29 protein-coding genes are annotated in these 25,635 nt (G+C 68.4%); 7 read left to right on the forward strand and 22 right to left on the reverse strand.

All coding sequences use genetic code 11. The features are described from left to right. Positions 1-11 precede the first annotated feature (11 nt). The 19 genes from ACWEKR_RS31675 to ACWEKR_RS31765 form a co-directional block, all read right to left on the reverse strand. Positions 12-416 (reverse strand): DUF4326 domain-containing protein, encoded by a 405-nt coding sequence (locus tag ACWEKR_RS31675; RefSeq protein WP_452357597.1) that lies wholly within the window; start codon positions 414-416, stop codon positions 12-14. Between the two features lie 438 nt (positions 417-854). Next, positions 855-2,447: a hypothetical protein gene (locus ACWEKR_RS31680; protein WP_452357598.1), complete on the reverse strand. Its 1,593-nt coding sequence runs from the start codon at positions 2,445-2,447 to the stop codon at positions 855-857. A 408-nt stretch (positions 2,448-2,855) separates the two neighbouring features. Continuing rightward, entirely contained in the window at positions 2,856-3,404 is a 549-nt protein-coding gene (locus tag ACWEKR_RS31685; RefSeq protein WP_452357599.1) for a single-stranded DNA-binding protein, read from the reverse strand. A gap of 130 nt (positions 3,405-3,534) precedes the next feature. Continuing rightward, complete coding sequence (locus ACWEKR_RS31690) at positions 3,535-5,229, reverse strand: ParB/RepB/Spo0J family partition protein (RefSeq protein ID WP_452357600.1); 1,695 nt, start codon at positions 5,227-5,229, stop codon at positions 3,535-3,537. Positions 5,230-5,344: 115 nt separating this feature from the next. Continuing rightward, a complete protein-coding gene (locus ACWEKR_RS31695; RefSeq protein WP_452357601.1) occupies positions 5,345-5,584 on the reverse strand; it encodes a hypothetical protein in 240 nt (79 codons plus the stop codon). A gap of 110 nt (positions 5,585-5,694) precedes the next feature. Continuing rightward, complete coding sequence (dprA, locus tag ACWEKR_RS31700) at positions 5,695-6,627, reverse strand: DNA-processing protein DprA (RefSeq protein ID WP_452357602.1); 933 nt, start codon at positions 6,625-6,627, stop codon at positions 5,695-5,697. Between the two features lie 34 nt (positions 6,628-6,661). Beyond that, complete coding sequence (locus ACWEKR_RS31705) at positions 6,662-7,639, reverse strand: DUF4192 family protein (RefSeq protein ID WP_452357603.1); 978 nt, start codon at positions 7,637-7,639, stop codon at positions 6,662-6,664. Positions 7,640-7,946: 307 nt separating this feature from the next. After that, the gene (locus ACWEKR_RS31710; RefSeq protein ID WP_452357604.1) at positions 7,947-8,582 is read right to left on the reverse strand and encodes a hypothetical protein; all 636 of its coding nucleotides are present in this window, start codon (positions 8,580-8,582) and stop codon (positions 7,947-7,949) included. A gap of 112 nt (positions 8,583-8,694) precedes the next feature. After that, on the reverse strand, positions 8,695-8,904 hold the full coding sequence (locus ACWEKR_RS31715) for a hypothetical protein (RefSeq protein ID WP_452357605.1): 210 nt from the start codon (positions 8,902-8,904) through the stop codon (positions 8,695-8,697). Beyond that, the gene (locus tag ACWEKR_RS31720; RefSeq protein ID WP_452357606.1) at positions 8,901-9,398 is read right to left on the reverse strand and encodes a hypothetical protein; all 498 of its coding nucleotides are present in this window, start codon (positions 9,396-9,398) and stop codon (positions 8,901-8,903) included. The genes ACWEKR_RS31715 and ACWEKR_RS31720 overlap by 4 nt, the downstream gene beginning before the upstream one ends. Positions 9,399-9,403: 5 nt before the next feature. Further along, positions 9,404-9,880, reverse strand: a complete 477-nt coding sequence (locus ACWEKR_RS31725) for a DUF3085 domain-containing protein (protein ID WP_452357607.1) — start codon at positions 9,878-9,880, stop codon at positions 9,404-9,406. Positions 9,881-9,882: 2 nt separating this feature from the next. Continuing rightward, positions 9,883-10,335, reverse strand: coding sequence for a hypothetical protein (locus tag ACWEKR_RS31730; RefSeq protein ID WP_452357608.1), 453 nt, complete (start codon positions 10,333-10,335; stop codon positions 9,883-9,885). After that, positions 10,332-10,589 (reverse strand): hypothetical protein, encoded by a 258-nt coding sequence (locus tag ACWEKR_RS31735; RefSeq protein WP_452357609.1) that lies wholly within the window; start codon positions 10,587-10,589, stop codon positions 10,332-10,334. The genes ACWEKR_RS31730 and ACWEKR_RS31735 overlap by 4 nt, the downstream gene beginning before the upstream one ends. A 68-nt stretch (positions 10,590-10,657) precedes the next feature. Then, a complete protein-coding gene (locus tag ACWEKR_RS31740) occupies positions 10,658-11,416 on the reverse strand; it encodes a class II glutamine amidotransferase (RefSeq protein WP_452357610.1) in 759 nt (252 codons plus the stop codon). Beyond that, positions 11,404-12,630: a hypothetical protein gene (locus tag ACWEKR_RS31745; RefSeq protein WP_452357611.1), complete on the reverse strand. Its 1,227-nt coding sequence runs from the start codon at positions 12,628-12,630 to the stop codon at positions 11,404-11,406. The genes ACWEKR_RS31740 and ACWEKR_RS31745 overlap by 13 nt, the downstream gene beginning before the upstream one ends. Positions 12,631-12,743: 113 nt before the next feature. Next, a complete protein-coding gene (locus ACWEKR_RS31750; RefSeq protein ID WP_452357612.1) occupies positions 12,744-13,532 on the reverse strand; it encodes a class II glutamine amidotransferase in 789 nt (262 codons plus the stop codon). Further along, positions 13,520-14,473, reverse strand: coding sequence for a hypothetical protein (locus ACWEKR_RS31755; RefSeq protein WP_452357613.1), 954 nt, complete (start codon positions 14,471-14,473; stop codon positions 13,520-13,522). The genes ACWEKR_RS31750 and ACWEKR_RS31755 overlap by 13 nt, the downstream gene beginning before the upstream one ends. A gap of 428 nt (positions 14,474-14,901) precedes the next feature. Further along, positions 14,902-16,155 carry a hypothetical protein gene (locus ACWEKR_RS31760; RefSeq protein ID WP_452357614.1) on the reverse strand — a complete coding sequence of 418 codons (1,254 nt, stop codon included), beginning with the start codon at positions 16,153-16,155 and terminating at the stop codon, positions 14,902-14,904. Between the two features lie 137 nt (positions 16,156-16,292). After that, a complete protein-coding gene (locus ACWEKR_RS31765) occupies positions 16,293-17,162 on the reverse strand; it encodes a phosphoadenosine phosphosulfate reductase domain-containing protein (RefSeq protein ID WP_452357615.1) in 870 nt (289 codons plus the stop codon). 232 nt (positions 17,163-17,394) lie between these two features. Between ACWEKR_RS31765 and ACWEKR_RS31770 the strand changes: the two genes are divergently transcribed. Further along, entirely contained in the window at positions 17,395-17,964 is a 570-nt protein-coding gene (locus ACWEKR_RS31770; protein WP_452357616.1) for a hypothetical protein, read from the forward strand. A 46-nt stretch (positions 17,965-18,010) separates the two neighbouring features. Here ACWEKR_RS31770 and ACWEKR_RS31775 read toward each other — a convergent pair whose 3' ends face one another. Beyond that, positions 18,011-18,193: a hypothetical protein gene (locus tag ACWEKR_RS31775; RefSeq protein WP_452357617.1), complete on the reverse strand. Its 183-nt coding sequence runs from the start codon at positions 18,191-18,193 to the stop codon at positions 18,011-18,013. A gap of 61 nt (positions 18,194-18,254) precedes the next feature. On the opposite strand from ACWEKR_RS31775, the gene ACWEKR_RS31780 reads away from it, so the two are divergent. The 6 genes from ACWEKR_RS31780 (at position 18,255) to ACWEKR_RS31805 (ending at position 24,637) form a co-directional block, all read left to right on the forward strand. Further along, on the forward strand, positions 18,255-18,884 hold the full coding sequence (locus tag ACWEKR_RS31780; protein WP_452357618.1) for an ATP-dependent DNA ligase: 630 nt from the start codon (positions 18,255-18,257) through the stop codon (positions 18,882-18,884). After that, positions 18,832-19,143: a hypothetical protein gene (locus tag ACWEKR_RS31785; protein WP_452357619.1), complete on the forward strand. Its 312-nt coding sequence runs from the start codon at positions 18,832-18,834 to the stop codon at positions 19,141-19,143. The genes ACWEKR_RS31780 and ACWEKR_RS31785 overlap by 53 nt, the downstream gene beginning before the upstream one ends. Before the next feature lie 168 nt (positions 19,144-19,311). Beyond that, a complete protein-coding gene (locus tag ACWEKR_RS31790; RefSeq protein ID WP_452357620.1) occupies positions 19,312-20,325 on the forward strand; it encodes a site-specific integrase in 1,014 nt (337 codons plus the stop codon). A 233-nt stretch (positions 20,326-20,558) separates the two neighbouring features. Then, on the forward strand, positions 20,559-22,091 hold the full coding sequence (locus tag ACWEKR_RS31795; protein WP_452357621.1) for a hypothetical protein: 1,533 nt from the start codon (positions 20,559-20,561) through the stop codon (positions 22,089-22,091). Further along, complete coding sequence (locus tag ACWEKR_RS31800; protein WP_452357622.1) at positions 22,088-24,193, forward strand: integrase; 2,106 nt, start codon at positions 22,088-22,090, stop codon at positions 24,191-24,193. The genes ACWEKR_RS31795 and ACWEKR_RS31800 overlap by 4 nt, the downstream gene beginning before the upstream one ends. Before the next feature lie 15 nt (positions 24,194-24,208). Continuing rightward, complete coding sequence (locus ACWEKR_RS31805; protein WP_452357623.1) at positions 24,209-24,637, forward strand: hypothetical protein; 429 nt, start codon at positions 24,209-24,211, stop codon at positions 24,635-24,637. Here ACWEKR_RS31805 and ACWEKR_RS31810 read toward each other — a convergent pair. After that, complete coding sequence (locus ACWEKR_RS31810) at positions 24,608-24,874, reverse strand: ATP dependent DNA ligase (RefSeq protein ID WP_452357624.1); 267 nt, start codon at positions 24,872-24,874, stop codon at positions 24,608-24,610. The two genes, ACWEKR_RS31805 and ACWEKR_RS31810, sit on opposite strands and share 30 nt — an antisense overlap. A gap of 23 nt (positions 24,875-24,897) precedes the next feature. Then, positions 24,898-25,563, reverse strand: coding sequence for an ATP-dependent DNA ligase (locus tag ACWEKR_RS31815; RefSeq protein WP_452357647.1), 666 nt, complete (start codon positions 25,561-25,563; stop codon positions 24,898-24,900). Between the last annotated feature and the right edge of the window lie 72 nt (positions 25,564-25,635).

A 25,635-nucleotide genomic window follows, 5' to 3' on the forward strand; every position in this document is an offset into this window, starting at 1 on the left:
GGTGTTCAGTCTCATGGCCGCCACAGGTGCAGGGCGTCGAGCGGGGCGAGGTCGGGGTCGAGGGTGACGGCGGTGAGGGTGTCGCCGTGGCACGGCTGTGGTGCGCACCAGCAGCCAAGGACGTGCCCGGCGAGTTCACCGCGTCGCAGGCGGATGAGTAGGTCGACGCGTTGGGCGAGGTGGTGGGCGTGGGTGGTGATGACGTCGTCGCGGTTGCCGTCGCGTCCGATGATGTAGGGGTTGCCCCAGTCGCTGGTCCGGTCGATGCGGACGAACACTTCGTGGCGTCGCGCCCAGTCGATCAGGTGCGCGTGTCCGCTGTCGGCGCGCATCGACACCACGACCGGGGTTCCGGCGGCGAGCAGCTGTTCGAGTTCGGTGATGCCCAGCTGTGCGGGATCGATGTAGTGAGCCATGGTGAGGTCTCCTTCCGGTTCGGGGTGCCCGGATCGGTGCAGTGTTGCCTGCGCGGGTGCGGTGGGGATATGTCCTCGTCGGGACCGCGCTACCCCTTGGCCTGGCCCCGATCACTCGAAGCGGGCCGCAATGACGGTGAGTCAGACGGGCGGGGTGGGGACGGGCGACCATCCGACCGATGCGCAGGCGTAGTGGCGGTCGTCGAGACCGACAGGGTCGCCGACCGACAGTGACCGAAGCCCGTTGCCGCACCTGGACTCGGGTCGGGCGGGTTGCGAGCGCGGCGTCGCGCAGCGCTGAGAGGGCGCGGCGCGCTCGGTTCGGGAGTCGATGCACGTGGTGGTCTTGTCTGGTCGGGGGTGGTGGACCGGTCCGCCGCGGGAGGGTGACACCGCGGCGGACCGGCGAACACAGGGAGGGAGCCGAGCAGGGGCGGGTCAGGCCACCGCTGCGGTGCGGCGGGTGGCGGGCACGAGTCCGAGGACGATGCGGCAGTCGGTGCAGTAGTTGTCGGCGTGCACGATGCCGTTTCGGGCGCAGGCGTCGCAGCGTCCGATGCGCTGCCCGGCCCCGAGCGCGGAACCACTTCGGCGCGGCCGTCGCGCGGCGGCGGGGCGGGGTGCGCGTTCGGGCTGTTCGAGGTTTATCGCCATCCACCGGGTGATCAGCCGCCAGGTCGGTCCGGTGTTCGCTGCGGCGGCCCGCACCCGATCCAACAAGGCCCGCACCTGGGTGGGATGGGCGGCGGCGATGTAGGCGCAGCGGGATTCGACGAAGGTCCGCATGCCGAACCCGGCGGGCAGTACGGGGATGCCGGGATGGCCGTCGGCGCGGCAGACATCGCAGAGCCCGTCGTCACTGACCGCCACCCCGTCGCGGGCGTGCAGGGGGCGACGGTCGCTGGCAGGCCGGTCGATCCAGCAACCGACGCACGGCCACCCGAGATACGGGGTCATCGCGGCGAGGTCGTAGTCCAGGCCCGAGCCCTGCCAGGTGGACTCGCGGACGTCGAGTTCGCTGTAGGGCAGATATTCGTCGCGGTCGCTGGGGACCGGGAGTCTGGTGCGGCGTTCGGCGAAGCGCGACTGGTCGGCAGGGGTGATCCGCGGAGGGAACTGCGGCCGGGTGCGGCGGGCACGCGCCCCGCGCGACCGCGACGACGGCCCGGGCTCGCTGCCGTGCTCGCGCAGGAACTCCCGGGCCGCGTCCTCGAGACCTGCGTGACGGCGCTCGACCGCGATGTGGCGTTCGGGGAGCTCGGGGGCGAGCAGGTGCCGGTCGGCTTCGGTGTAGCACTCGGCGACGTGCAGGAAGTAGGAGCGGTCCCACAACTCGGCCTGCACGTGCGCCCACAGCAGCCCGGCCTTCTTCCGGGGCTCGGGCACCGGCGGGGTGCGGTCGCCATCGACAGCGGTGTCGATGGCGTAGAGCCGCCCCGCCGCATAGCCCGCGTATTCGCGGTGGCGGCGTTCGGCCACCGCGAGGTCACGCTCGCGGTGGCGCAGACTCACGGCCTCGGTGGTGGGGGCGGGGATGCGGGCACGGCGCGCGGCGATCGCGGCGGGCTGGTAGCGGGCGGCGTCGGTCGCGGCGCTGGGGGTGGCGGTGTAGCGGTCGCGGGATCGGCGGTCGCGGATGGAGCGGCGCACCCATTCGGCGGCCTCGATCGACAGATCGGACTGGGCGGGCAGTGCGGGCCGGTACAGACCCGGGTCACTCTCGGCGGTGTGATCAAGGATCAGCGACCGGAGTTCGGGGCGGGACTTGGCCATCCATCCGAGCTGACGCGCGGCGGTCTTCCACGGCGCGCGGGTCAGCATCTCGGCCGCGCGGTCGAGAAAGGCACGCTCGGCCGGAGAGGCCAGGGCCAGCACGGCGGTGAAGCGTTCCCGCGCGGCGTCGGGATCGGTGTCGAGCAGGGATTCGATCTCTGTGAGCGCGGCGGTGAAGGGGGAAACGGTCTGTGCGGCTTCGGTGACGTTCTCGGTGACAGAGTCGGTGATCTCGGGTGCGTTCAACGTTGCGGTCATCACTGATTCCTGTTCTGTCGTAGAAACAGCCCAGCCCCGCACCGGACGCACGCACACGCGTACGTAACCCCGGCACGGGGCTGGGCGGCTGGTCGTCTGGCCCGCCTGAGTGCGGCCGACCAGGGTGGGAGCCCGACACGGCGGAGGGAACGCGCCCACGCGGGCGGCGGCGAATTCGTGCGCTGAGCACACCGACCAGCGCGCACGGTGGGACGCCGCGCGGGCGAATTCGGTGACGTCCGGGCGCGGGCCCGCAGCCGTGGCGGGATCACGGCCTGGTAGCACTCAGCACGGCGGGGCAGACGACCAGACGATCAGCCCTCACCCACGGAAAACCCGACGGCTCGAGCGATCAGCCGTGGCGGCACAGCGGATCTCCGGCCACCACGACTGGCGTGGACTCGGGGATCAGAACGCCGGATCTTCCACCCTGGAGCCACCGACGAAGGAGCCCGCGCCGTTGAACGCCCACGGGTTGTCCCTCCCGGTTCCCGCTGCCGCGCCCACGAGGTCTCGGGCCCGGTCATCGCTGTCGGAGCGACCAGCTGCCGAGCGGCTATAGCCATTGCCATCGCCGTCGGCACCAGAATGGCGAGAGACGCGGTTGACCTTGGCGGTGGCGTATCGCAGCGACGGTCCGATCTCCTCGACCTCGAGTTCGACCCGGCTGCGCTTGTCGCCTTCGGCGGTCTGCCAGCTGCGTTGCTTCAACCGGCCGGACACGATCACGCGCGCACCGCGGGTCAGCGACTCCGCGACGTTCTCTGCGGCCTCGCGCCAGATGCTGCACGGCATGAACAACGCCTCGGCGTCTTTCCACTCGTTGGCGTTGCGGTCGAAGTACCGCGGGGTGGACGCGACAGTGAAATTCGCGACAGCGTGACCAGCGGGGGTGAACTTCAACTCTGGATCGGCGGTCAGGTTCCCGATCACCGTCAGCACAGTGTCTCCGGCCATGAGCATGCTCCTTCACAAGGTGTGGACGGGTGAGGGGTGAATCGGTGGCCGTGCTGGCACCGGGCAGTGACCGCGGCGCCAGCACGGCGGACCGGATCGCCTCACCTGCCGGGCGAATCAGAGGTGATTGTTAGGAGGCGAGGTCGATGTCGTGGTAGTCGATGTCTCCGGCGGCGGCCTGTTCGACATCGACCAGCGCGAAGTCGTACTCGGTTCCGGCTGTGGCCTTGGCGAGGAAATGCAGATACCGCTTCGTAGCCGCGGAGCTGTCGCGCCAGAAGCTTTTGCCGATCGGTGCTTCGGCGGCGGCGATCTGCATGGCCAGCACGATCATCCACGCCCGGCTGGGTGCCGCCGCGTGGATCGCTTCGACCAACTTCTGGGTGGAGCCGCCGACACCGAGCAGCTTGGTCACCTTCTGCAACACCGCCGGATCCAGGGTGTGGGCTATGGATTCGGCGACGAACGCCGCCGCCTGCCTCGGTGGAGTGCGCCCGGCCAGCAGGCGCGGCAGGAACTCTTGCCGCCGCGCGTTGGCCGCGTCCCCGCGTTTGTTCAGCTCGATCACCCGCCGCCGGTCCTGGCGCGCCTGCTCCCGCTCGGCTGCCGCCTTCGCGGCGGCTTCTTCGGAGCCGTCACCGGTGTCGGGGACGATCTGTTGCAGGCCGCTTTCGGGCAGCGCGCTGGCGGGCAGGAAGTAGGTGGGGATCCAGCGGTCGCGCCGCTGCACCTGCTCGGCGTGCACCCGCCCGTCGGCGGGTTCGGCGGACAGATCACCGCGGGTGCTCCAGTCGACGGTGTCGGGGTCGATGATCGCGCCGGTGTCCTTGTCGACCAGCAGCCCGTTCTCCTGCACCTCGAGGTACACCACCCAGCGGGCCGGGTCGGTGTAGATCTGTTCCTCGCTGACCGGCTCACCGTCGGCGGTGACCAGCTCGCTGGCCGGGATGTAGGCCGCGTCCGGTTCGCTGGTGTTGGGTTCGATGGCGAGGATCCCGAATCCGTACGCGCCGTAGAGCAGTGATTCCTGCAGGCGGGCTCGGGTTTCGGCGCGGTCGTGCTCTATCCGTTTGGCAGTGGAGGCGAAGCTCCACCGGCCCGCTGTCGCCAGCCGCTGCACCGCGTCGGTGTCGCCGAGATTGTCGTAGTGGGCGATCACCGCGAGCTCATCGAGGGTGTACTGGCGCTGTTCAAGCAGCCGTTTGGCGGTGTCGGAGCCGCCGACCGCGGCGGTCTTCTGAATCTCCGACCGCTTGCGCTGCAACCCTTTCGCCACGCGGGTGGCGGAGGCCCCGAGGTCGAGCATCAACGCGATGCCGGTGGCGCGGTCGGCGTCGGTGAGCGGGACGCGGCGGTCGTTGAGGTTGATCTGGGTCAACGTCCGCGCGATCCGCCGTTCCTTCGGGTCGATGTCGGTGGGGGCGTCGGTGACCCACACCGGCACCCGCGCCAGCCCGACCTCGCGGGCGATCAGCGTGCGGATCTGCCCGTCGACGACATGCACCGAACCGTCGGGCTCGCGCTCGGCACGGATCGGGTTGCCGACACCGAACTCCCTAATCGACGCCGCTTCCTCCGGGTGCGCGGTGAGATCAAAACTCTTGCGGACGTTCTCGGCGATCACCAACTCCGCCGGATCCAGATACTCCGCCTTGGCCTCGGGCACATCGAGCACCGCGGGCTCCTCGATGACCGGGGATTCCTCGACCGCAGGTGCGGTCTGATCGGCAGACACCGACGTGGTCTCCTCGACAGCCACCGGGTCGGTGCCAGGACCGGGATCGGCGGCAGGGTCGGCAACGGCGGTCAGGGTGGAAGTAGTCAACACGACTCCTTGACGACAAGCGGCGCGGCGACACCACCAGTCACAGGTGAGGCCGCCGCGCCAGAAGACGGATACAGGCATGACAGGACGGGCGTGCGCCTGCCTGGATGAGAGGTCAGGCGGCTCGCTGGGCGCTGTGGCGAGCGACGTTGATCGGGCGCAACCGCAGCACGCCGTGTTCGCCGTCGTCGAGGAACGCCCAGTAGCGGCCCCGCCAGGCCGGGTAGTCGCCACGCCAGCGATCCAGCACCGCCGAATCAGCGATGGTCGGTGTGGCTCCGGCATAGCCCAGGTGCTCGAGACGCTCGAACTCGCCACGAGTCAGGGACTGCACAGCAGCGGTGGACGCGGACATGAAGCAACCTCCTACGAATCGGCCGACGGACGATTGCCCGCCGGAGCGGATGGGTGACGCAGGGGAGAACTACGGCCGGACTGTCAGACGAGTGGAGGAGCGCCAGATGGTTATGCGGTGTGCTGGTCGGCCAGGTGCGGCGGGACGGGGGTCGAGGTGATGTCGTCGATGACCTGTTGGGCATCGGTGACCAGGCGAGCGTGACCAGCGCGGATCAGCTCGTGACAGCCCCTTGAGGCCGCCGAATAGATCGGCCCCGGAACTGCGAGCACCGGGCGGTTGAGCTGGCGCGCCCAGTTGGCGGTGTTGCGGGTGCCGCCCCGAAAGACGCATTCGGGAATGACAACGGCGCTCGACAGCGCGGCGACGAGCCGATTGCGCTGCAGGAACTGGTGTTTGGCCGCCGGGGTATCGGGCGGGTACTCCGAGAGAAGCAAACCGGTCTGGGCGATCCGGTCGAACAGCTCGCGATGCGCGGCCGGGTAGGCGCGCCCCAGACCGGTCGCGACGACGGCGATCGTGCGACCGCCCCGGTTGAGCGCCGCGCGATGCGCGGCGGCATCGATCCCGAACGCGCCACCACTGATGACCGTCCAACCACGCTCGGCCAGATCACCGGCCAGGTCATGGGTGACATGCACCCCGTACTCGGAGGCGGCGCGAGCGCCGACGACCGCGACGGTGAAATGCGCCAGCGGAATCAGCCGCGGTGTTCCACGCACCCACAACGCCACCGGACTGCCGTCGGTGATGCCGGGTGCGTCGAGGTCGGACAGTCCCACCTGCCCCGGCCACTCGGCGTCGTCGCGGGTGAGCAGGCGAATGTCGAGCACCTCCGCCCGATCGAGATCCCGCGCGGCCAACCCCCGCAGATCCCGCGGAAGAACGGCCGCCGCATCCTGCCCGGTGGTGAGCCGGGCGGCGGCTTCCTCGACTCCGAGGGTGTGTAGCAGCTCGCGCACGACCGGCGCGGCGGTCAGCGCGGCGCGGGCGAGGATCGCCCACGCCAGCCGGCGCGAGGGGGAGGGCGATGCGGGAATCATGAAGCCTCCACGAGGGTTGGGTCGGGTGCGGGGTTCAGTCGATGTCGATGCCGAGTTCAGCGGCACCTGCGCGTCCGGCACTGAGCGCGGCGCGGAAGATCGAGATCGGGATGCTGCGGTGAATTCCGGCGGCCATCGCCTGCACCGTCGGATTGTCGGGGTCATCGGCGACCGCGATCCCGATCGCCGCACGGGCCCGGTCACCCTCGCCATGGACGTAGGCGGTGACCGCGCACAGCATCGCCGCCGCGGTGCGGTGTGATGCGGGCAGCGCCCGCACCAGCAGCGCCCACAACCGGTGTCCGCGTGGTCCTTTCGCGCCGACGGCGAAGGCATACAGGCTGTCGCGGACCAACCCGTCGGTGAGTGCGTCGGCGAGCTCGGCGACCTCCGCAGCCGACAGCACACCCTCGTCCCGGACCGCCTCGACCTGCATCAAGGCCAGCCGCAGCCGTTCCCGCGACAGCTCACGGTCACCGCCACGCACCGTCACCAGCGCCGCGACCTCGGCAGCCAGACCGGCATCCGGCACCAGGTCGGGTGGAAGGTCGGCGACGCTGCCGCCGCGCGGCGCGGCGTAAGGCAGCAGACCGCGGTCGCTGCCGAACAGACTCGCCCACGGGTGACCCGGGTCGCGGCCGGTGACCGACCACGCCGCGAACATCCCGACACCCAGTTCGGTGAGTTGATCGCGGAACCGGGCCACCAATGCGCGGTGCTCGTCACGGGGAAACGGTGTGCCGGGGGTTGGGTCGTCGACCACGACCACGGTGACGGTGTCCGGGCGATACTCCGCGCACCAACGGCGGGTGTGGGCCAGGATCGGGCTGGTGGCCAGGTAATGGCCGGTTCGAGCCAGGTCTTCGTGGCGGAAGCGTTCCACTCCGATATACCCGTCCGACCCGGACGCCGGTTCCCGCAATGTCATCACCACCAGTGACCGGTGTGGCGGCTCCGGCAACCGGGCCAACGACTCGGCGACGAACCGGCCGGGATCATCAACGAACGACACGACAAACCTCCTCGATCACTAGGGCAGGAGCGCGCCCGACCCAGAGCGGGTCAGACACAGCAGAGAAGACACGCGCACCGAACGGCGCGGGCCACGCGACAGTGGCGGAATCGCTGAAGGGCGTGGGGCAGGGAAGGTGGATGCGCCCTGGAGGGGGATGGGCGCATCCACCATCGCGCCTCGGCGCCGGGTGCACCAGCGGGCAACATCCCGCCGCGGGCAGCATGGGGCTTCGACCGACGGGAAACGCGAAAGTCGGGCGTGCGTGGCAGTGCGCCGGTGCGGGCAAGCGTCCTGCCCGTGGCCGTCACAGCCGCAGGCCCCCGTAGCCGAACATGGCTGCGAACGCGAGAAGAGCGCACAGCAGGTCGACCGGGTGAGACGTCCCGTCGGCGGCGGGTGCGGCGTCGCGGACCTTCCGGATCTTCAGCAGTTTCGCGCCACGCAGCTTGATACCGGTCACTGGTGGTGCGGTGTCGGTGCCGGGATCGTGGACGGTGGTGTAGTCCGAGATAGGAATCCACACCTCGTACCAGGCGTCAGCGGGCTGGCCTTCGCGCGGCGCCTCCCGGGAATTCCGTTCGTTGGCCTGCCATCGCCGACAGGGACAGGCCGGGTCGTCGCAGCGGGCGAACTTCTCGGGCGGGTGCGGGTTGTAGCGGGTCTGCCGTCCCGCCAGCATCGGGCACGCCTGGCGCGAGTAGTGCCCGCATTCGGGATGCACGCCCGGTTCCGGGGCGATTCCGCGCAGGTGGTCGGCGGGCCGGATGTAGAGCACGACCCGATCCTCCAACGGCTGCCCGCAAACCTGGCATAGCTTGCGGGCCAGCGTCTCTCGTAGTCGTCGGTGGTCGATTTTGCCCCAGACCGGACGGGTGCGGTCGCGGTGGGCGAGGGTGATGTGCGGGACCACCAGCCCCTGCGCCAGCGGTGCGTGCGCCAACCGTACAGGGATCGGCGGCCGCGCAGGTACTGGTACTACGGGATCGGTCAACGACGATCACCTCGAATCACTCGGAGGATGCGCCCACCTGCAGTGGCAGACGGGCGGAGTGTCAGGACTCGGTGGGCTGGATCGGTGCCGCCGAGACCTCGAGACGGATCACCCGCTCGGCGGTCCCGGGGCCGTGGATGCGGACCTCGATTACCGCGTGCAGGGCGCCCGGGACGGGCGGTTCGGCGACCCAGGGGTCGAACCGGTCGGGGTCGCGGTAGGGAAGGTTGGTTTCGATCCAGGTCACCAGTTCGGCGGCATTGGTGATCACCACGGCCAGCGGCGGCCGGTGTGGGGATCGAGGTCGTGCACCGCGACCGCGACGGGTGCGCCGGGCACCTGGGTGCTGACCGACCGCGGCAGCAACGCCTGGAGGCCGCTGGCAGCGAGATTGCCGCGCGCGACCACCCACCGGCCACGCTCATCGAGCTGGGCGGGCAGCAGCCTCCACCCGTACCCGCTCGGCAATCGATCGAACAGCTGTCGCTGCCAGATGTCTGGGCTGCCGCCGTCCTCATCGACGGTGACGTGGGTTGCGTACTCGATGCGCACCAACGCCATCACGACCCCCACCCTCGCCCCGGCCTTGGGAGGGTCCACGCCGGGGAACACGCCGATCGAGGCGCCCGGTCGGGGCGGGGTGGAGAACGCGGCGTGATAGCCCGCGACGAGCACCTGTGCGGTGGGGGCGAGGTCGGGCAGGACCGAGCGGTATCGAGGATCGGTTTGCAGGCGGGCGAGGTAGCGGCTCGAGTCGATTCCCATCGCGATCACCTCTGGCCGTGGGGCGGGTGCTGGTCAGCGCCGGAAGATGGCGTGGGGGTGGGGGCGGTTGGGCTGAACATCATGGCGAAGCTGCTGGTTGAGACGGTGATGGACAACCACCCGTTCACCGCGGCGTAGGCGCGGATCAGCTCGATGAGCGTGTGGCCGTCGAAGTTTTCGGTGAGATCGAGGTATTCGACGAAGTCGTCACCGAGCGGGTCGCCGTGGATCCAATGGGTTCCGGGGCCGTGGTCGAGGGCGTAGACCACCCGGGCTTGGTAGTCGGGGCTGTCGGGTTCGCCGGGCTGGTGGGGGATGCCGTTGCTCATCAGGTAGATGCCGTGGTCTTTGACCCAGATCAGCGACGGCACCGCTGGGCCGGGATCGGCATACGGACAGCGGGAATGCTGCGAAGCGGCCATGGCGTGCTCCGCGAGGTCGATCACCTTCGACAGCGGGAACCACAGTGCGACCGAAGCCATGTTCAGCACTCCTTCCGGTGGGACAATGCGGCGGACACCGCATCGGGCGCGCTGTCGCCGAGCGGGCGGACAGATTCGATGAACCTCAGCGGCAGCAGCACCCCGGCGTGCTCGCCGGCGCGGGAGAGGACGGTGTGGTGGCGGTGCACCGCATGGACGCGGACGTGGTCGTGGACGTGGCCGCCGCGGGTGATCACCGTGGCCGCCACCCCGGCGCGGCGGAGCCGATGCAGCTCGGTCGCGATGAGCGCGACCACCGGATCACCACCCTCGCCGTCCCCGGAGGCCGCGGCGGTGCTGGCCAGACGCCTGCGCAGCATGTCGCGGGCGGCACCGAGGTCGTCGAGGTCGGCCTCGGCGTCGAACCAGGCGTCGATGCGCGCGAGGACCAGGCGAAGGAACTGCTGCTCGGATACCTCAGCGATCGGCGCTGGCGGGGTGTGGTGGTCGCTCATCGGCGACCGCCCCGCAGACGGCGCCACCACGTGGCTCGGCGGATCGGGCCGCGCCGGGAGCCAGTGGCCAGCGCCGTGGCGAGGATGTCGCAGGCGTTCGGGCTCAAGTCGGCGTAGCGCCAGTCGGTGACGGGATTGTCGCGGTCGCGCAGCAGCAGCCGCACATGGTGGCCGTCGGTGCTGGCGATGACGCTGTGGCCGTCGACGTCGTGCAGCCGGGTGAGGATCGTGGCCAGATTCGGGTAGTAGGGCACAGAAAGATCCGCCTTTCTCGAGAGGGTGTCGAGGCCGAAGGTCGGCGACCAGGCCGTGATGTGCGTGGTCAGGCGGTTTCGAGTTCGATCAGGTCGGCGTAGCGGTCCATGCCGTCGAACGCCTCACAGTCGCAGCGGGGAAACGGGCGCAGGCATTCGGCGCAGAAACCGCACGCGGTGCAGTGCGGGCCGGGCTGTTCGGGGTCGAATTCGCCACAGCCCAGGCAGTACTCCCAGTCCCCGGCGGCGCTGTAGCCCCAGGTGTGCGACTGGTAGGTGCGGTTGGAGTACCAGATCCCGCCGTCCCAGTGCCCGTAGCGCTCGTTGAAGATGTAGGCGGAATGTTTGTAGGCGGGGTCGACGGTCAAGATCACCATCTTGTCGCCGCCCAGCCACCGCTCCAGCCGCTCCCGCCCGGACCAGGAGTCCAGTGGCCCGAACGGCAGGGTCGGCAGGAAGTCCTCGGCGGCGATGCGGGTGTCGCTTCGTCTGTCCCCCTTCGCGGGGTGGACGTTGTCGGGCAGAATCCCGTTGTGCGCGAGCACGGTTCGCTCGTCACCGCCGACGAGGAACGGATGACAGTTGTCCACCGTGAGGTGGCCGTGGGTGGCCAGCCGGGAATGGAACAACGCCGCCCCCTCGGGATGCCGCTCCCGCACGGCGGTGAATTCAGCGATCACTTTCTCGGCGTTCATGCCGCGGCCGACGGTGATGCCGGTATCGGTGAGCACGGCGTAGCCGTGGCCGTGCGGGTTGGCCAACGCCCCACGGGTCAGGGCGTCGAGGTCGGGACTGATACCGGGTTTGACGAATGTCAAGATGCACACGCGAGGGCCTCCATTTCGGCCAGCAGCGGAGAGTACTGAGGGTGTGAGCGCACCCAGGTGGTGAAGGCGGTCCATTCCCAGCCGCGTCGTCGCGCGATGTCCGCTGCCGATAGCCCGCGGGTGTATTCGACTGACGCCGCGGCGAAGGCGAGGGCGGCTTGGACTTGCTGGGTGTGCAGGGAGCTGGCGAAGACCCGTAGCTCGAAGGTGTCTTCGGGGCAGACGTTGATGGCTTGGTAGCGGCCGTAGCCGTCGGTGCCGCCCTTGGCGTACTCCTGTGCGTTGGACCGCTGGTGGGAGGAGAACCGTGCCCATTCCGAGTCCCGCCGCCGCGCCAGCGTGGTGACGGAGCGTTCGTTGCGGTAGACGAACTTCAACCACCGGTAGGCGTGGGCGGGGTTGGTGAACCCGGCGCGGGAGAGGTGGACATGGATACCGACGCCGTCGTCGGTGTAGCAGCCCAGCAACCGCAGCCGACCCAGTAGCTGCCACGGAAACCGTTGCAGCGCGAACTCATATGACATGGGGTGGGTGACGAGTTCGAATCCGCAGGAGATCGAGCCGTCTTCCTTCAGATACGCCAGGTCCCGGATGTGCGCTACGGCGGTGTCGACCGCGTCGCGGTAGCTGCGGTCGGGGGTTTTGATCTCCAGTTCCATCCCGAGGTACAGCGGGCCGTCACCGTGGAACCGCAGTGCGGGGGTGTAGTAGGAGTCGTGGACGGCGTGATGGGTGGGGGAGTAGGTGTCGGCGCAGTTGTCGCAGTAGGTGGTGTCGACCGGGACGAGGGTGAAGCAGTCGCAGCATTCGTGGTAGTCCTCGTCCGCGCACCGCTCGCACACCCGGTTGCCGCTGTCGACGCAATAGAGGTCGTGGGCGAGTCCGGCGCAGTCGTCGCAGGTGTCGTAGCCGGACGCGCACTCGGCGCAGACTTCTGTGCTGGTGCCGACGACGCTGCGGATGTCGCGGGTGTAGACGTCGCATTCCCCGCACCGCTGCCAGCCGGTCAGGCATTCCCGGCACAGCAGGGCGTCGGAGACGGTGCGGGCCAGGGTGTCGGCGCGGGCGTGGCCGGCGCAGCCGTCGCAGCGCGACAGGCCGTCCGCGCAACCCGGGCACACCCGATCGCCGTCGACGGTGGCGATGAGGTCCTCGCCGAGGACCGGGCTGGAGCATTCCTCGCACGACGCGTCGGGGAGTGTGGAGGCGGGCATGACGAATCAGGTCCCTTCTCGTGAAATGGAAAGAACCCCGCACCCGGGCCCAGGAAGCAGGCGGTGTGCGGGGTTCTTAATCAGAGGCAGGTAGTGGTGGCGCGCTCGGTGGTTCAGGGGGCGCTGGCGTGCTGGCGGGGCTGGTGATGCGCCGAGGGCAGCGCGCGGAGCCCCCGATAACCGGAAGCGGTGGGTGTGGTGTGGCAGGTGCAGTCGGGGAAGGCGGTTTCGCAGTCGAAGCACCAGCCGCAATCACCGCAGTAGCGGCTGGCGCGGTGCAGGTCCAATTTCTGGCAGCACCCACACAGGTACCGGCGTCGCTTCGGCCAGCGCAGCGCCAAGGGCAGGTAGCTGTCGTTGGAATACCAAATCTCGTCCTGCCAGTACCCGTTGTGGTGGCCGAACAGGTAAGCGTGATGGGTGTAGGCCGGGTCGACGGTGAGGATCAGCAGTTTGCTCGCCCCCAGCCACGACGCCAGCCCCCGCGCCCCGCGATGGGTGTCGATCGACCCGAACGGCGCCGAGGCCAGGTACTCCTCCGCCGCGATGCGGGTGTCCGAGCGCGGGTCGTAAGGCCCGGGATGTACCCGTTTCGGCAGTGTCCCGTTGTGCGCCAGCACGGTTCGGGGGTCGCCACCGAGGCGGAACGGGTGACAGTTGGCCAGCCCGATGCTGCCGTGGGTGGCGTAGCGGGAATGGAACAACGCTGGACCGCCCGGATGCGCGGCGCGCGCGTTGAGGAACTCGGTGATCACGCGTTCGGCGTTCATCCCGCGCCCGACCAGGATCCGGTGGTCGGTGACGATCGCGAACCCGTGGCCGTGGGGGTTGGCTTGCGCCCCGTAGGCCAACGCGTCCGGGTCCGGTGTCACCTGCGCGGGCAGGTAGGTCAACAGGCACATTCCAGGTCCTCCATCTCCGCCCACAGGGGCTGGTAGTCGGGGTGATCAGCGACCCAGGCGGCGAAGCGGCCCCATTCCCAGCCACCGGCGCGGACATCGGCGATGCGCAGGCCACGGGTGTAGTGGATGGAGGCCGTGGTGAACGCCAGCGCCGCCTGCACCCGCTGGATGTCGAGGGAGCTGGCGAACACCCGCAGTTCGAGGGTTTTGCGGGGGTAGGGGTTGATCGCCTGATACCGCTCCAAACCCAGCGCGTGCTGGGGGCCTTTGGCGGTGTCCTTCGCCCGTGCCCGCGCCCTCCGATCGAACGGCGCGTACCGGGAGCGGCGCCTAGCGATGGTGGAGACGACGGATTCGTTGCGGTACAACAGCTTCATCCACCGATAGATATGCGCGGGGGAATCGAACCCGTCGCGGCTGGCATGCACGTGCAAACCGACAGAGGAGTCCGTTTCGCAGTCGAGGTCTTCCAACGCCTCGAGCAGCGGCCAGGGAAACCGGTCGATGGCATACCGGTAGGACATGGGATGGGTCACCAACTCGAATCCGGTGGGCCGGATCGAGGAATCCTGCTTCAAGTAGCCGAGCCGCCCGAGGTGTTCGGTGGCGAGGGTGACGCATTCGCCGTAGCGGTAGTACGGGACGATGATTTCCAGCTCCAAACCCAGAAACAGCGGGCCCTCGCCGTGGAAGCGGGGGTCGGGTTTGTAGGTGTAGTGCCACACGTGGTCTCGGCCTGTCCGGCAGTCACAGGTGTGACCGCGGCGGGTCAGGGTGTCGCAGTGCGAGCACGGGGTGAGGCGGTGGGCGCAGCGGGGGCAGGCGCGGTACCCGCCGGCGACGTAGCGGCCATCGGCGGTGTAGCGGCTGCACTGGAGGCAGACGTCGAACAACACGGTCGCGCAGCGCAGGCACACCGGCTCGTCGGTGTCGGTCCGCACTGCGGGGCTGGTGAGTTTGCGGCAGGAGACACACGGCCGCAAGCCGCGTACACAGTGGGCGCAGTATTGCTGCTCATCGGCGGTTTCGATCAAGGCGAGCGCGGGCTCGCGGCAGCGATCACACCGCGATATCCGCCCTATGCAGCGAGGACAGACAAATTGGTTCTCGACCGGGTATCGGTCATCGGGGTCACCACTGCCGCAGACCGCGCACAGCGCAACAGGGAGGGTATCGGGCATGAGGGGCCACCTTCCGGAAACGACAGAACGCCAGACCGGAAGGCGTTCTCCGGTCCGGCGTTCAAGGGGCAACAGGGCGTGGGTGATGTGGTGCACCGCGAAGCCGCGGGTCGGGGGCTCGCGCGGACGAGTGGTCACCGCATTTCGTCGGGGCGACAGGACCTCGCGACCAGTCGGGGAGACTGCCGCTATGCCGCGCCGCGGGCTGTCACGGCGTCGTGGGCGGCTTGCTCGAGCGCGAGCAAGCGTTCGTCGGCGTGGCCGTGCCAGCGGGTTTCGAACCCCGCCCGCTGTTTAGGCACCACACAGTCGGGCGCGGCGACGAAGAACTCCTCCAACCGCGGATACGTCGTCTCCTGCTCGGTCAACCACACCCGGGTGTGATCACCATCGAGCGCGCACGGGACCTGCAACCCTGCGGCGATCCGATGCAGCATCTCCACGGTTTCGGCGCGGCTGCCGCGGGCGACCGTGTCGACGGCTCGCCAGGCGCGCGCGGGTGCGGTGTAGCAGCGGCGGACCCGGTAGACCGCCCACCGGCAGCGATCCAGCTCCGCTTCGGCCAGGGCGAGGACGTCGTGGGCGCCGTCGCGGCGCAACCGATCAGTCAGCGACTTGCCGGGCCCGAACAGTCCGGAGTTGCGGTTGAGCGCGACGGCGACGTACTCGTCCACCACATGCTTGAACGCCTCGGCGGGCGCGGCTTGGAATCGCGCCAGCTGCTCGGGCCACCCTGGTACTGACACGAAGCAGCATTGGCGGCAGCAGGATTTGGGCCACCACACCCCGAACAATCCGAACAGGTATCCCTGGCAGCGGGCGCGGGACCAGCCCGCGGCGTGCAGCGGGTAGATCGGGTGACGGCGCCCACCCAACGTCACCGACGAATCCGTGGCGATCCGCCGGGTCTCCTCGGCGTTGTAGCCGACCGCGTGCACATACCGCGCGGAACCCAGATGGGTGGCCCGCCAGCTGTCGAGCGGTACTCCTTTCGCCTTGGCCGAACAGGTGCGGTTGCCGCCGAGGGTGGGCAGCACGCCGTTGCCGCGGTGTTCGTCGCTGAGCGCGTAGAAACCGTACTTCGCCGGATCAGGGTGCAACCGCACCGGTTGCCGGGTGTCCTGCAACACGACAATGCCGTCCGCGGCCGAGGGGCCCTTGCGGGCTACTTCGACCAGGCGAACCGAATGCCGCCGCAGCAACGGCAGGACATGGGCGGTGACCAGGTCGCAGGTGCTGGTCCACTCGTCACCGGTCTGGGCGATCAACACGATCAGGTTCGACAGGTCGCCCCGCAGTTCCGCGGGCCGGAATTGCGGTTCGAGCAGTGTGCGAACCACTCCGCAGGTGCTTTCCACACCCATGCCGTAGGACCAGCACACCGCGACCGCGCCGCCGAACAGATCCGGCACAGCGAACAAGCCCTCAGCGGCATCAACCATGCGGGAACTCCTTTCAGCAAGGGACGGCGGGGATGAGTGGTGGCGATGGGATCGGGTGGATGCCGATGAATGCGCGAAGCCGCTTTCGTGCGATCCCACGGCTGCTGACACTGCGGAATCCGGGCATCGTGCATCGCTCAGGCGGCCCAGTCCTGGATCGGCCGGGATGGGGTGGCGGTGGTGGCTTCGGTGATGATGTCGGCCATCGAGCGGTCGGCGCGGAAGCGGTGGCCGATCGCGTCCTCCACGGCGGCGTATTGCGCGGCCAACTCGGGAAATAGTTGCGCGGCGCGCACGAGCGCGGCGCGGGAGGAAAGGACACAGAAAACGCAGGACGCCCGCGGGAATCCGGCAGCGTAGGCGGGGTGCGGGCGGGTGCCAGCGGAAGCGATACGCGCCCACACATCCTGCACGGTCCAGCCATGGATCGGCAGCCACGTATCGACGTGACGGCGCGTATTGGACACACCGCTCCTGACCGCGCGACCCTCGGCCCGCGCTCTTCGACAGATCGCGCACAGGCAGGTGGCGCCGGGCTCGTGCACGAACGGCGACGAGCGGCGGCGCTGAGGCGATTCCTCAGCGCGGTGGCCCATGATGTTGAGCACCCGCACCTGCCGACCGGTCAGCCCCGCGCCGCGGGACTCGGAGACCAGCGCGGTGATCACCCGCCGGATCGGGCCTCGCTTGAAATCCGACGTGCACCAGCGCCTATCGCGGTCCGGCCACTTGCCGCGTTCGGCGACTCGGTCGAGCAGATCGCAGCCGGTACGGGCCACGAGTTCATGACGCAGCCGATAGTGTTCGGCGTGCTCACGAGCGAGCTCGACCGTGCCCGGCCAATCCGAGCGACCCATGTCGGCATGCACGGTCGTGACCCGCTCGAGCACACCAGTGTTGGAGAACAGTTCTGCGAGGACATCCAGAAGGGCCTGGCTGTCCTTGCCGCCACTGAGACTGATCACGTAGTGGTCGTAGCTGCGCAGGTCCGGGCCCGAAGCCAACACAGCACCACCAGTGCAGGCCAGCAGTTCCCCACCGGGGAGTGGCCCCGTTGTTCGCCGTGCCGGAGGAGCAACTGCTGCCATGACACGGCCTCCTCGATGTCGGATGGACAAGATTGGGGGTGGGCGAGGATGGGCGAGTGCGCCGGGTTCGCGCGCAGGGCAGTAGCCGGGAGCGGGTAGCATCGAGTTCGGGAGAATCGGCAGGCGGGCCCGACATTTCAGGAGGCCGGCCATGTCGTCGCGTCGCCCACCGCGGTCCCCGCGGACCGCTCGATCCCCGGAAGTCGCCGCGCGACTGGAACGCTCACGCGCCCGCAGCAAACAACGCCGAGAACTTGCCCGCCAGCGCGAGCGCGCCATCCATGAAGCGGTCAAACGCTACCTCGCCGACTGGGCAGCGATCACCGCGTGCGAAACCGCCCGCGATCACGACATCGCCGCGCTGCGCCAGCAGATCAGCGATCTCGAAGCGCGCGCCGCCAGCGAGATCGCTCGCTACCGCGCCGACCAGGCCGAGGCCGCTGCTGTCATCCGTGAGCGTGGTGGCTCCGAGGAGGACATCGCCGACCTGCTCGAGATCAGCCTGAAAGAAGTCCGGCAACTGCTCACCGCCGCGCGCACCCACCCCAACCCCACCACACCGCAGCCACCGGTAGCCGCCGCGGCGAGCGAACCGTCCCCGAGCGGCGACCCCGCCGCCGCGTCGGCCCGTCCACGCACACCACCGGTCACCGGCACCGCCGCTCCCGGCGAGCCACCGGTGCCGCGGCATTTCGTGGACGGTGATGAGGGAAGGGGGTGATGTCCGCCGGGCAGGCGGGGACAGCGAGTGCGGATGGGCGGGTGGCTTAGGGCTGGTCGGCGGGCACCGCGTAGGTCAGATCGGTCGTCCACGGGTAGGTGCCGGGGGCGTCGCCGACGGCTTGCACCAACGCTTTGGTCGGGTCGCCGTCGACGCCGAGTTCGACGATGCGGAACACACTCATCCCACCTGCGACCAGATGGATCAGGGAACCTTCCTCGAACTGCACACGCCCGAGCCTAGCGAAACACACCAACGGGTCGGTATTCGCTGGGAATACGCTGACAGGTGTGTCCGTGCCCGCGCCGATGCTCGCGACCGCCGGTCGGCCGCCCGATACCCCAGGCCGGTGGGCGATCGAGATGAAATGGGACGGCATGCGAGCGGTGTGCCGCCTCGCCGGTGAGCGGGTGGAGTTGTTCAGCCGCAACCGCAACAACGTCAGCGCCTGCTACCCGGAGCTGGCCGCCGCGCTCACGCAACGCGCGCACGGCACCGACATGATCGTCGACGGCGAGATCGTCGCCCCCGACCCGGGCACCGGCGCGCCCTCGTTCGCCCGGCTGCAGCAGCGCATGCACCTGACCCGCCCTGCTCGCGAACCGGTCGCGGCGGTGCCGGTGCAACTGTTCGTGTTCGACCTGCTCGAACGCGAGGGTGTCGGCACCATGGGCCTGCCCTATGTCGAGCGGCGCGCCCGCCTGAGCGAACTCGACATCACCGGCAATGGTGTACGTGTCCCGCCGTACTGGACCTTCACTCACCCACCCGACAGTTGTCGGAACTCATGGTTGATCATTGCCCGATTGGTCATGAGATGGACGGTGGGACTTGAACTTCGGATTGTTGTCGGAGCGTGGGTGGACGTTGGGGTTCTACGACTTTCAGCGTCGGTGGGCCAATGTCGATCATCTGGTTGATGGGGTCGGTGATGTCCTGGCGCAGGCGCGGCAGAACGGTGCGGTTGACGGCACGCCGTTCTTCGTGGATCCGTGGGGTCGCGCGGATCCGTTGATCAACGCGTTCTGGCGGGCGCCGAAGCCCGGCGCGATGGGTTTGAAGGTCGACACGCTCCGGCGGTATGCGTTTTCCCTGAAGGTGTGGCTGGACTTCCTACACGTAATCGGCGTCCGGTGGGACGAGGTCGGACGTGATGAGCTTGCGATGTTCAAGCAGTGACGGTTGTCGGCGGAGGAGAACCCGGACGCGGTGATGCCGAGTTCCTTCCAGGTCGATCGCGCGGCGATCCGCCGGTTCTACGAGTGGGCGGCTCGGCACGGCCGGGCGGAGAACCCGGTTCGAGTTCGCGCGATTGTGCGCGGAATTGATGGCAGGGCAGCGCGGGAAGTGCTCGACGGCACGCCCGCAGCGATCCGCCGTGCCGATGTGAAGTGGTTGACGCCCGAGGCGTTTCGGTTGTGGCGCAATGTCGGATTGCGGGGCTTCGCGCTTGACGGGCTGCCGGTCGAGGCGTGGCGAGGGCGTACCGAGGACCGTGATGTTGCCTTCGTCGAGGGGCTGTTCGGCACGGGGTTACGTCTCGGTGAGTGGTCGAGCCAGTTGACTATCGAGTTGCCGTCACCGCATCAGGAGGGGTTGTTCCGGGGGCAGTTGTCGGCGGCGTGTGCGAAGGGATCGGTGGGCCGGCCGTTTTGGATGCGGCGTCGGGTGGCGCAGCTGGTGAGGTTCTATGTCGAGGACGGCGGCCGGAGTGCGTCGATCGCGCGTGCCCAGGCCGCAGGCCGCTACGACAGCGTCGCAGGCCGGTGGTTGCTTCGCGAAGTCCGCAACAGCGGGGTGATCCGGGTAGTTGATGATCTCGATCGTTTGCGTGATATTCGTCTGGACGCGATGGCGCCGCGGCTGCGGATGCGGTTGTTCCGTGAGAGTGTTCGAGGGCTGGAGCCGGTGTGGTTGTGGTTGAACTACGACGGCACGCCGCGGCCGAAGAGTTCCTGGTACAAGACATTCGACCGCGCCAATACCCGGGTGTCGCGGGCGATGGGCGCCGCGGGCGGGGCGCCGCGGTTGTGGTGTCGCCCCCATATGCTGCGGCATTCGTTTGCGCTGCGCTGGTATTGCATCGCCACGTTCGTGGCCTGGCATCGCACCGACTTGCTGAGCAAGAAGGAGCAGCGCGACTTCCGCAATCAGCTGGGTGATGTCTGGTATTTGATGGCGACGCTGTTGGGGCACAGCAGTGCCGAGGTCACCCGCGAGGTGTATCTCGAACCGTTCAAGGCCTTGGAGGTCGAGGCGCTGGTGGGGTTGATGGAAGCCGATGACCGCCGCACCTTGGAGCGGCTGGTCGATGCCTTGACGGTGGGGCAGCCGCGGGTGCTGACCGGAATGAACGCGTGAGCGGCAAGGGGCACGCGGCGGGTCTGCCGCCGCGGGGCTGGCGGCCACCGCCGCGGCAGCGAGGCTTGGTGGTGGAGTTCGTCAGCGAGGACGGCCGCCAGCGCAGGACCTTCGACTTTTCAGTTCTTCCAGGGCAGGTGAAGATTCGGGAAGAGTTCGCTGCTGCGTTCGCAGAGACGATTGGTCCGTTGGGGCCGAGGCGGCGGCTGGGATCGGCGAACAGCGTGTGGACGGTGATCCGCAAAGCGACGCTCTGGCTGGCCGAGAACCGCCCCACCATGGGCGGGCTGGCCCAGCTCACCGTTGCTGATGCCCGGATGATGCTCAACGCAATGCGCTCGCCCAACGGGGATCGGCCGGTGTCGCAATTGCGGACTCTGCTGGGCTACTGCCCAGTGGTGCGGGCGGAGGTCGTGCGGGAGGTTTCCCGGCACATGAATGGTCGACCTCAGGGCGGTGCCCAGCCATACACCGAGCAGGAGTGGCGGTGGATCACCATCGGGCTGCGCCGGATGATCCGGAAGGCCCGCGACCGCATCCTGGCCCACCGTCAGTTGGTGGAGAACTTCCGGGCCGGGCAGTTCGATACACGCCACCGTTTGGATCCGGATCGCTGCCTGGGGGCGGTGCTGGATTACTACTTGCGCACCGGCGAGCTGCCGAAGGCGACCACAAGCGGGTTCAACTCTCCGACGGTCCTGATCGCCGGCTGGGCGGCGGAGCGGCCGCTGAGGTCGCTGGTGCACCTCGAGCCCGGGGAAGTGTGGGCGTTCGGTGCGCTGCTGGTCGGGTTGACGGGGTTGAATCCCTCGACGGTTTTCGAGTTGCCGGTCCCGCGCACGCGAGCTTCAGCCCCGGATGAGCCGGGGATCGTGTTCGTCGATGCGATCAAGTATCGGCGCGGTCCGCGGGCAGCGATGACCGTGGCGCTGACGGATCTGCGCAGCGAACTGCATCCTCTGCCGGAGGATCAGCGGCCGAAGCAGGTGCTGCGCACATCGCTGACCACCGCTTTCGGGGTGTTCATGCTGCTGGTCGAGTTGACCGCATCGGCGCGGGCGATGATGGGCACTGAGTTCGCGTTCGCTTTCTACAACGCCAGTGCCGCTACCGGTCTCAGCGACCGCTCGCCCGGCATCAACAATTCCAGCCGCGCGCTGTGGGTCAGCGACCTGCTCACCGGAGATCCTCACCGCGACGAGGTGATCCGCGGCCTCGGGTTGAGTCGGCTACGCAAAACGCACCTGGAGCGGCATCGGCGACCGGTCGCCCACACCCCGGCCACGCTGAGCCGCTATCTGCGCAACATGCATACCGTCACCGAGGAGGGCTACCAGATCATCCGTGAAGCGCTCGACGCTCAGGTCACCGACGCACTCGCCCGCCGCCGAATCACGGTGCACACCAGCCCCGCCATCGATGCCCCGGACACGGTCGTGGGCGCCTGCGTGGATTACGAACATTCCCCACGCGACGGCGGAAATGGCTGTCGCCAAACGTTTCTGACCTGCCTGGACTGCTCGAACGCACGGGCGTTCCCGCGGCATCTGCCCTTCCAGCTGGCGGTGCTCGACCAGTTGGCGGCCGCGCGGGCCGGAATGCCGATAGCACGCTGGATTGGCGAATTCGCCGGCCGGGTCGCGCAGCTCGAGCAGGTCATCGCCGAATTCGAGCCCGCGCAACGCGACCACGCCCGAGCCCAGATCACCGACACCCACCGGACCACGGCAGTCCGCTTGCTGGCAGGAGACCTCGACTCGTTATGACCAATCCCCACCCTGGCGCCGAGGTCGTCATCGGCGATCTTCTGGTCACCGCGGAAACCCCGGTGCTGGCTCGGCGCCCCATCTATGACCCGACCGCGGTGTTGTCCCGATTCGCGGATCCGGTATGGGACCTGTTCCCGGCGTTGCCCGATCGCCATCATTCCAACGAAATCATCCATTGGGACACTTACCCGGAATCGTTTCGGCTGGCCTGCAAGTTCTATGTCTTCGCGCTGCTCAACATCGTCGAGGACGCGCCGCGGATCTCGACCTCCCGGTCGCGGATGCTGACGATTCCCTCGATCTGGACGGATCTGCGGCACCTTCGGGTCTTTCTGCGGTGGCTGGACAACCGCGGGATCACCGCACTGACCGCGATCACCGAGTCCGATCTGGATTCCTACTACGCCTACATCCTCAGCCAGCCCATCACCTCCTCCCACCAGCGCGCCCGGCTGCTGACCGTCCAGCGTCTGCACCTGTATGCCGACTGGCTTCCCGAGTTTGCTCGGATCACCGTGCCGGTGATCTGGGGTGGGGCCAGCGCTGCGGAGCTGGCCGACGACCCGGACCCGCGCCGCGTCGGCAACCGCACACCCCGCATCCACCCCGACGTGATGGGCACACTGCTCTCAGCGACGTTGCTGGTCGCCGAGACCATCGCCGCCGACATCCTGCCCGCGGCCCGGCGCTTGGTCGCCATGCGCACCCTTGCCGTTCGCGCCACCGAGGATCTGCAGACACAGGACTCTCGTTCCTCGCATGGCTGGCGATCCACCCACCAGCGACTCGAACGCATCCTGCCGGTTTTCGCCGCCGCAGGATTCCCGCTACCGGGCCGCGAAGAGAACGACTGCACAGTCGTCGACTTACTGGGTTTAGCGCATGCCGGCCAGCTGGGGTATCAACATCTGCAACGCAAATGCGGCGCGGCAGCGATCGCCCGCAGCGGACTCCCGGTTGAGCCCGGGCTGCTACGCGTCACCGGTTTCACCAAGGTCGAGGGCAAACCGTGGCGGCATCAGCCGATCGAGGCACCCGAACTGCGTACGCTGATTCGTCACGTCACCACCGCCTGCTACCTGGTCATCGCCTATCTGTCCGGAATGCGAGTCGGGGAGGTCCTCAACCTGCGACGCGGATGCGTCACCCGCGATGAAAAACTCGGCATGATCTTCCTGTCGGGGCGCCAGCTCAAAACCACCCCAGAGCGCGCGCAGCGAACCCCGTCCACCGTTCCCTGGGTCATCAACGAGCACGGGGCTCATGCCATCTCGATCTTGCAAGACCTCGCACCCTCCGCGACGTTGTTTCCATTCGGGAAATTCGGAACCCTCGACTGGACCGAATCCACCCGAACCCGCACCAAAGGACAAATCAACGACGACCTGCGCGACTTCGTCACCTGGTTCAACACCACCCTCGCCGACACCATCGGCCATCCGCACATCCGCGACGACGAGCACGGCCCCGCCACCGGCGGGCGGTTACGGCGCACCCTGGCCTGGCACATCGTGCGCCGCCCAGGCGGCACCATCGCCGCAGCCACTCAATACGGACACCTCTACACCGGCATGACACACGGCTACGCCGGTCAAGCCGACGCCGGATTCCTCGACGAAATCACCTTCGAGCAGTTCCTGCTGCGCACCGAGCAACTCCACGACGACCACCAACGACTGACCCACGGCGAGCACATCTCCGGTCCAGCCGCCGCCCTTTATCGCCACCGGATCGCAGATGCCCACCACTTCCACGGCGTCACCATCACCACCGGCGCCCAAGCCAGGTCCGCATTGGCCAACCCCGACCTCCAAATTCACCACGGAGCACTACTGACATGCGTGTTCCGGCCCGAAACCGCGGCCTGCCACAGCGACATCACCGCCGACACGGGCGAACCGGTCTGGCCACGGTGCCGCCTGAGCTGCGCCAACATCGCCTACACCGACCGCGACATCACCCAGCTGCGCCGCCACGTCAATATCCTCGCCACCGACCTCACCCACCCCGGCCTGCCGATGCCGCTGTATCACCGCATCGCCGAGCGCCTCGCTGAGCACGAAAAGGCCATCACCACACACGAATCCAGCCGACCCTAGATAGGATCCTGCCCCTTGCCTCGCCCCGCCAGCCGCTCTGCCCAACTGACAGAAGAGCGTCGACGCATCCGCGACGCCATCGAGCGCCTACTGACCGGCGCACCACACCGCAGCAACGGCACCCTCACCATCTCCACCCTCGCCACCGAGGCCGCGATGTCTCGGCAACGGCTCTACGAACACCACCCCGAACTCGTCGCCGAATTCAAAACCAAAACCGGCCACGCGCCTGCCCTCGCGAACGCAGTTGCCCTACAGCAACAACTGTCCGACGCACACGACCGGATCCGGGCACTCGAAGACCGCGAACGCGAACACCTCGACCAGATCAAAACCCTCTGCGCGGTCATCACCGAGCTCACCCACAAAACCCAAGCCAGCAACCTGGTACTGCTGTCGCCGCGGCGAGTGGACTCATCCAGGCCAACCGACGTCGTGCGGTGAGCGATCGGGGCGAATCCCCCGGAAACTCGGATGCCGCAAGATGCCCTCGCCGGTCATTTCACGGTATTCGACGTCGGCGACGAACACCGGATCCACCCACCGCGCCCAGCGCTCGACCGCGGCGGGTGCCCGCGCATCGAGCGGGCTGGTCTCGCGGGTGATCTGATCCAGGGCGTTGCGCAGGGCCCGGCGGACCGCGAAGCTGAACCCGGTGCCGACGCAACCGGTGCATCGCAAACTGCCGTGGCTGTCGTGGCCAGCTACGACCAGCGAGCCGAAGGACCGCGCGTTGGCGCCTGATCTTCGGAGAATGTCCAGCCCACGACCACAGCGTCGGTGGTGCGGCGCAGCGGTGTTTTGATCCACCGCGACGAGCGACGGCCCGGTTCATAGACCGAGTCCACGTGTTTGCTGACGATGCCCTCCAAGCCGGCGTCCTGCGCGACTTGCAGCAATCGGTCGGCGCTCACCTCGGTCAGCCGCCAGAACGGTGGCACCCGGACCGGGACACGGTCCAGGCCCAGCTTCTCGAGCAGCCCGCGCCGCGTCAGATACGGCCGATCCATCACCGACTCGTCGCCGAAGGCGAGCACATCGAAGACCATGTATTCCACTCGCACCGCCGCGACCAGCGCGGCCGAGGGCCGCGTCAAGTGCATACGCCGCTGCAATCTGCCGAACACCGGCACACCCGTCGACGGGTCAGGAGCGATCAGCTCACCATCGAGAATGACAGAACGCCCCGCCGCCAGCGCGGCGAGCGCTTCGGTGATCTCAGGGTAGGCGGCGCTGATCTCGCGCATGTTGCGGCTCCAGAACCGGCACGAACCACTCTGGCAGCGCGAAACCGCCCGTATGCCATCCCATTTCAGTTCCGCGGCCCACTCACCCGGCGGCCTGGGCGGCGGCCCGGCACTGGCCAGCATGGGTGCTGGCACGGAGAGCGCCACCCCTGGAGCATATCGCCAGCTAATACAGACCGGTCGTGTCTGATCGGT

This window comes from Nocardia sp. NPDC004573 (assembly GCF_053602135.1).

What these genes read in the sequence shown, in the direction of transcription:
- ACWEKR_RS31675 (WP_452357597.1), bottom strand. Translation starts at nt 416, where the DNA reads ATGGCTCACTACATCGATCCCGCACAGCTGGGCATCACCGAACTCGAA.
- ACWEKR_RS31815 (WP_452357647.1), bottom strand. Translation starts at nt 25,563, where the DNA reads ATGCTGGCCAGTGCCGGGCCGCCGCCCAGGCCGCCGGGTGAGTGGGCC.
- dprA (WP_452357602.1), bottom strand. Translation starts at nt 6,627, where the DNA reads ATGATTCCCGCATCGCCCTCCCCCTCGCGCCGGCTGGCGTGGGCGATC.
- ACWEKR_RS31760 (WP_452357614.1), bottom strand. Translation starts at nt 16,155, where the DNA reads ATGGTTGATGCCGCTGAGGGCTTGTTCGCTGTGCCGGATCTGTTCGGC.
- ACWEKR_RS31720 (WP_452357606.1), bottom strand. Translation starts at nt 9,398, where the DNA reads ATGGGAATCGACTCGAGCCGCTACCTCGCCCGCCTGCAAACCGATCCT.
- ACWEKR_RS31695 (WP_452357601.1), bottom strand. Translation starts at nt 5,584, where the DNA reads ATGTCCGCGTCCACCGCTGCTGTGCAGTCCCTGACTCGTGGCGAGTTC.
- ACWEKR_RS31770 (WP_452357616.1), top strand. Translation starts at nt 17,395, where the DNA reads ATGTCGTCGCGTCGCCCACCGCGGTCCCCGCGGACCGCTCGATCCCCG.
- ACWEKR_RS31680 (WP_452357598.1), bottom strand. Translation starts at nt 2,447, where the DNA reads ATGACCGCAACGTTGAACGCACCCGAGATCACCGACTCTGTCACCGAG.
- ACWEKR_RS31800 (WP_452357622.1), top strand. Translation starts at nt 22,088, where the DNA reads ATGACCAATCCCCACCCTGGCGCCGAGGTCGTCATCGGCGATCTTCTG.
- ACWEKR_RS31685 (WP_452357599.1), bottom strand. Translation starts at nt 3,404, where the DNA reads ATGGCCGGAGACACTGTGCTGACGGTGATCGGGAACCTGACCGCCGAT.
- ACWEKR_RS31730 (WP_452357608.1), bottom strand. Translation starts at nt 10,335, where the DNA reads ATGAGCGACCACCACACCCCGCCAGCGCCGATCGCTGAGGTATCCGAG.
- ACWEKR_RS31750 (WP_452357612.1), bottom strand. Translation starts at nt 13,532, where the DNA reads ATGTGCCTGTTGACCTACCTGCCCGCGCAGGTGACACCGGACCCGGAC.
- ACWEKR_RS31725 (WP_452357607.1), bottom strand. Translation starts at nt 9,880, where the DNA reads ATGGCTTCGGTCGCACTGTGGTTCCCGCTGTCGAAGGTGATCGACCTC.
- ACWEKR_RS31745 (WP_452357611.1), bottom strand. Translation starts at nt 12,630, where the DNA reads ATGCCCGCCTCCACACTCCCCGACGCGTCGTGCGAGGAATGCTCCAGC.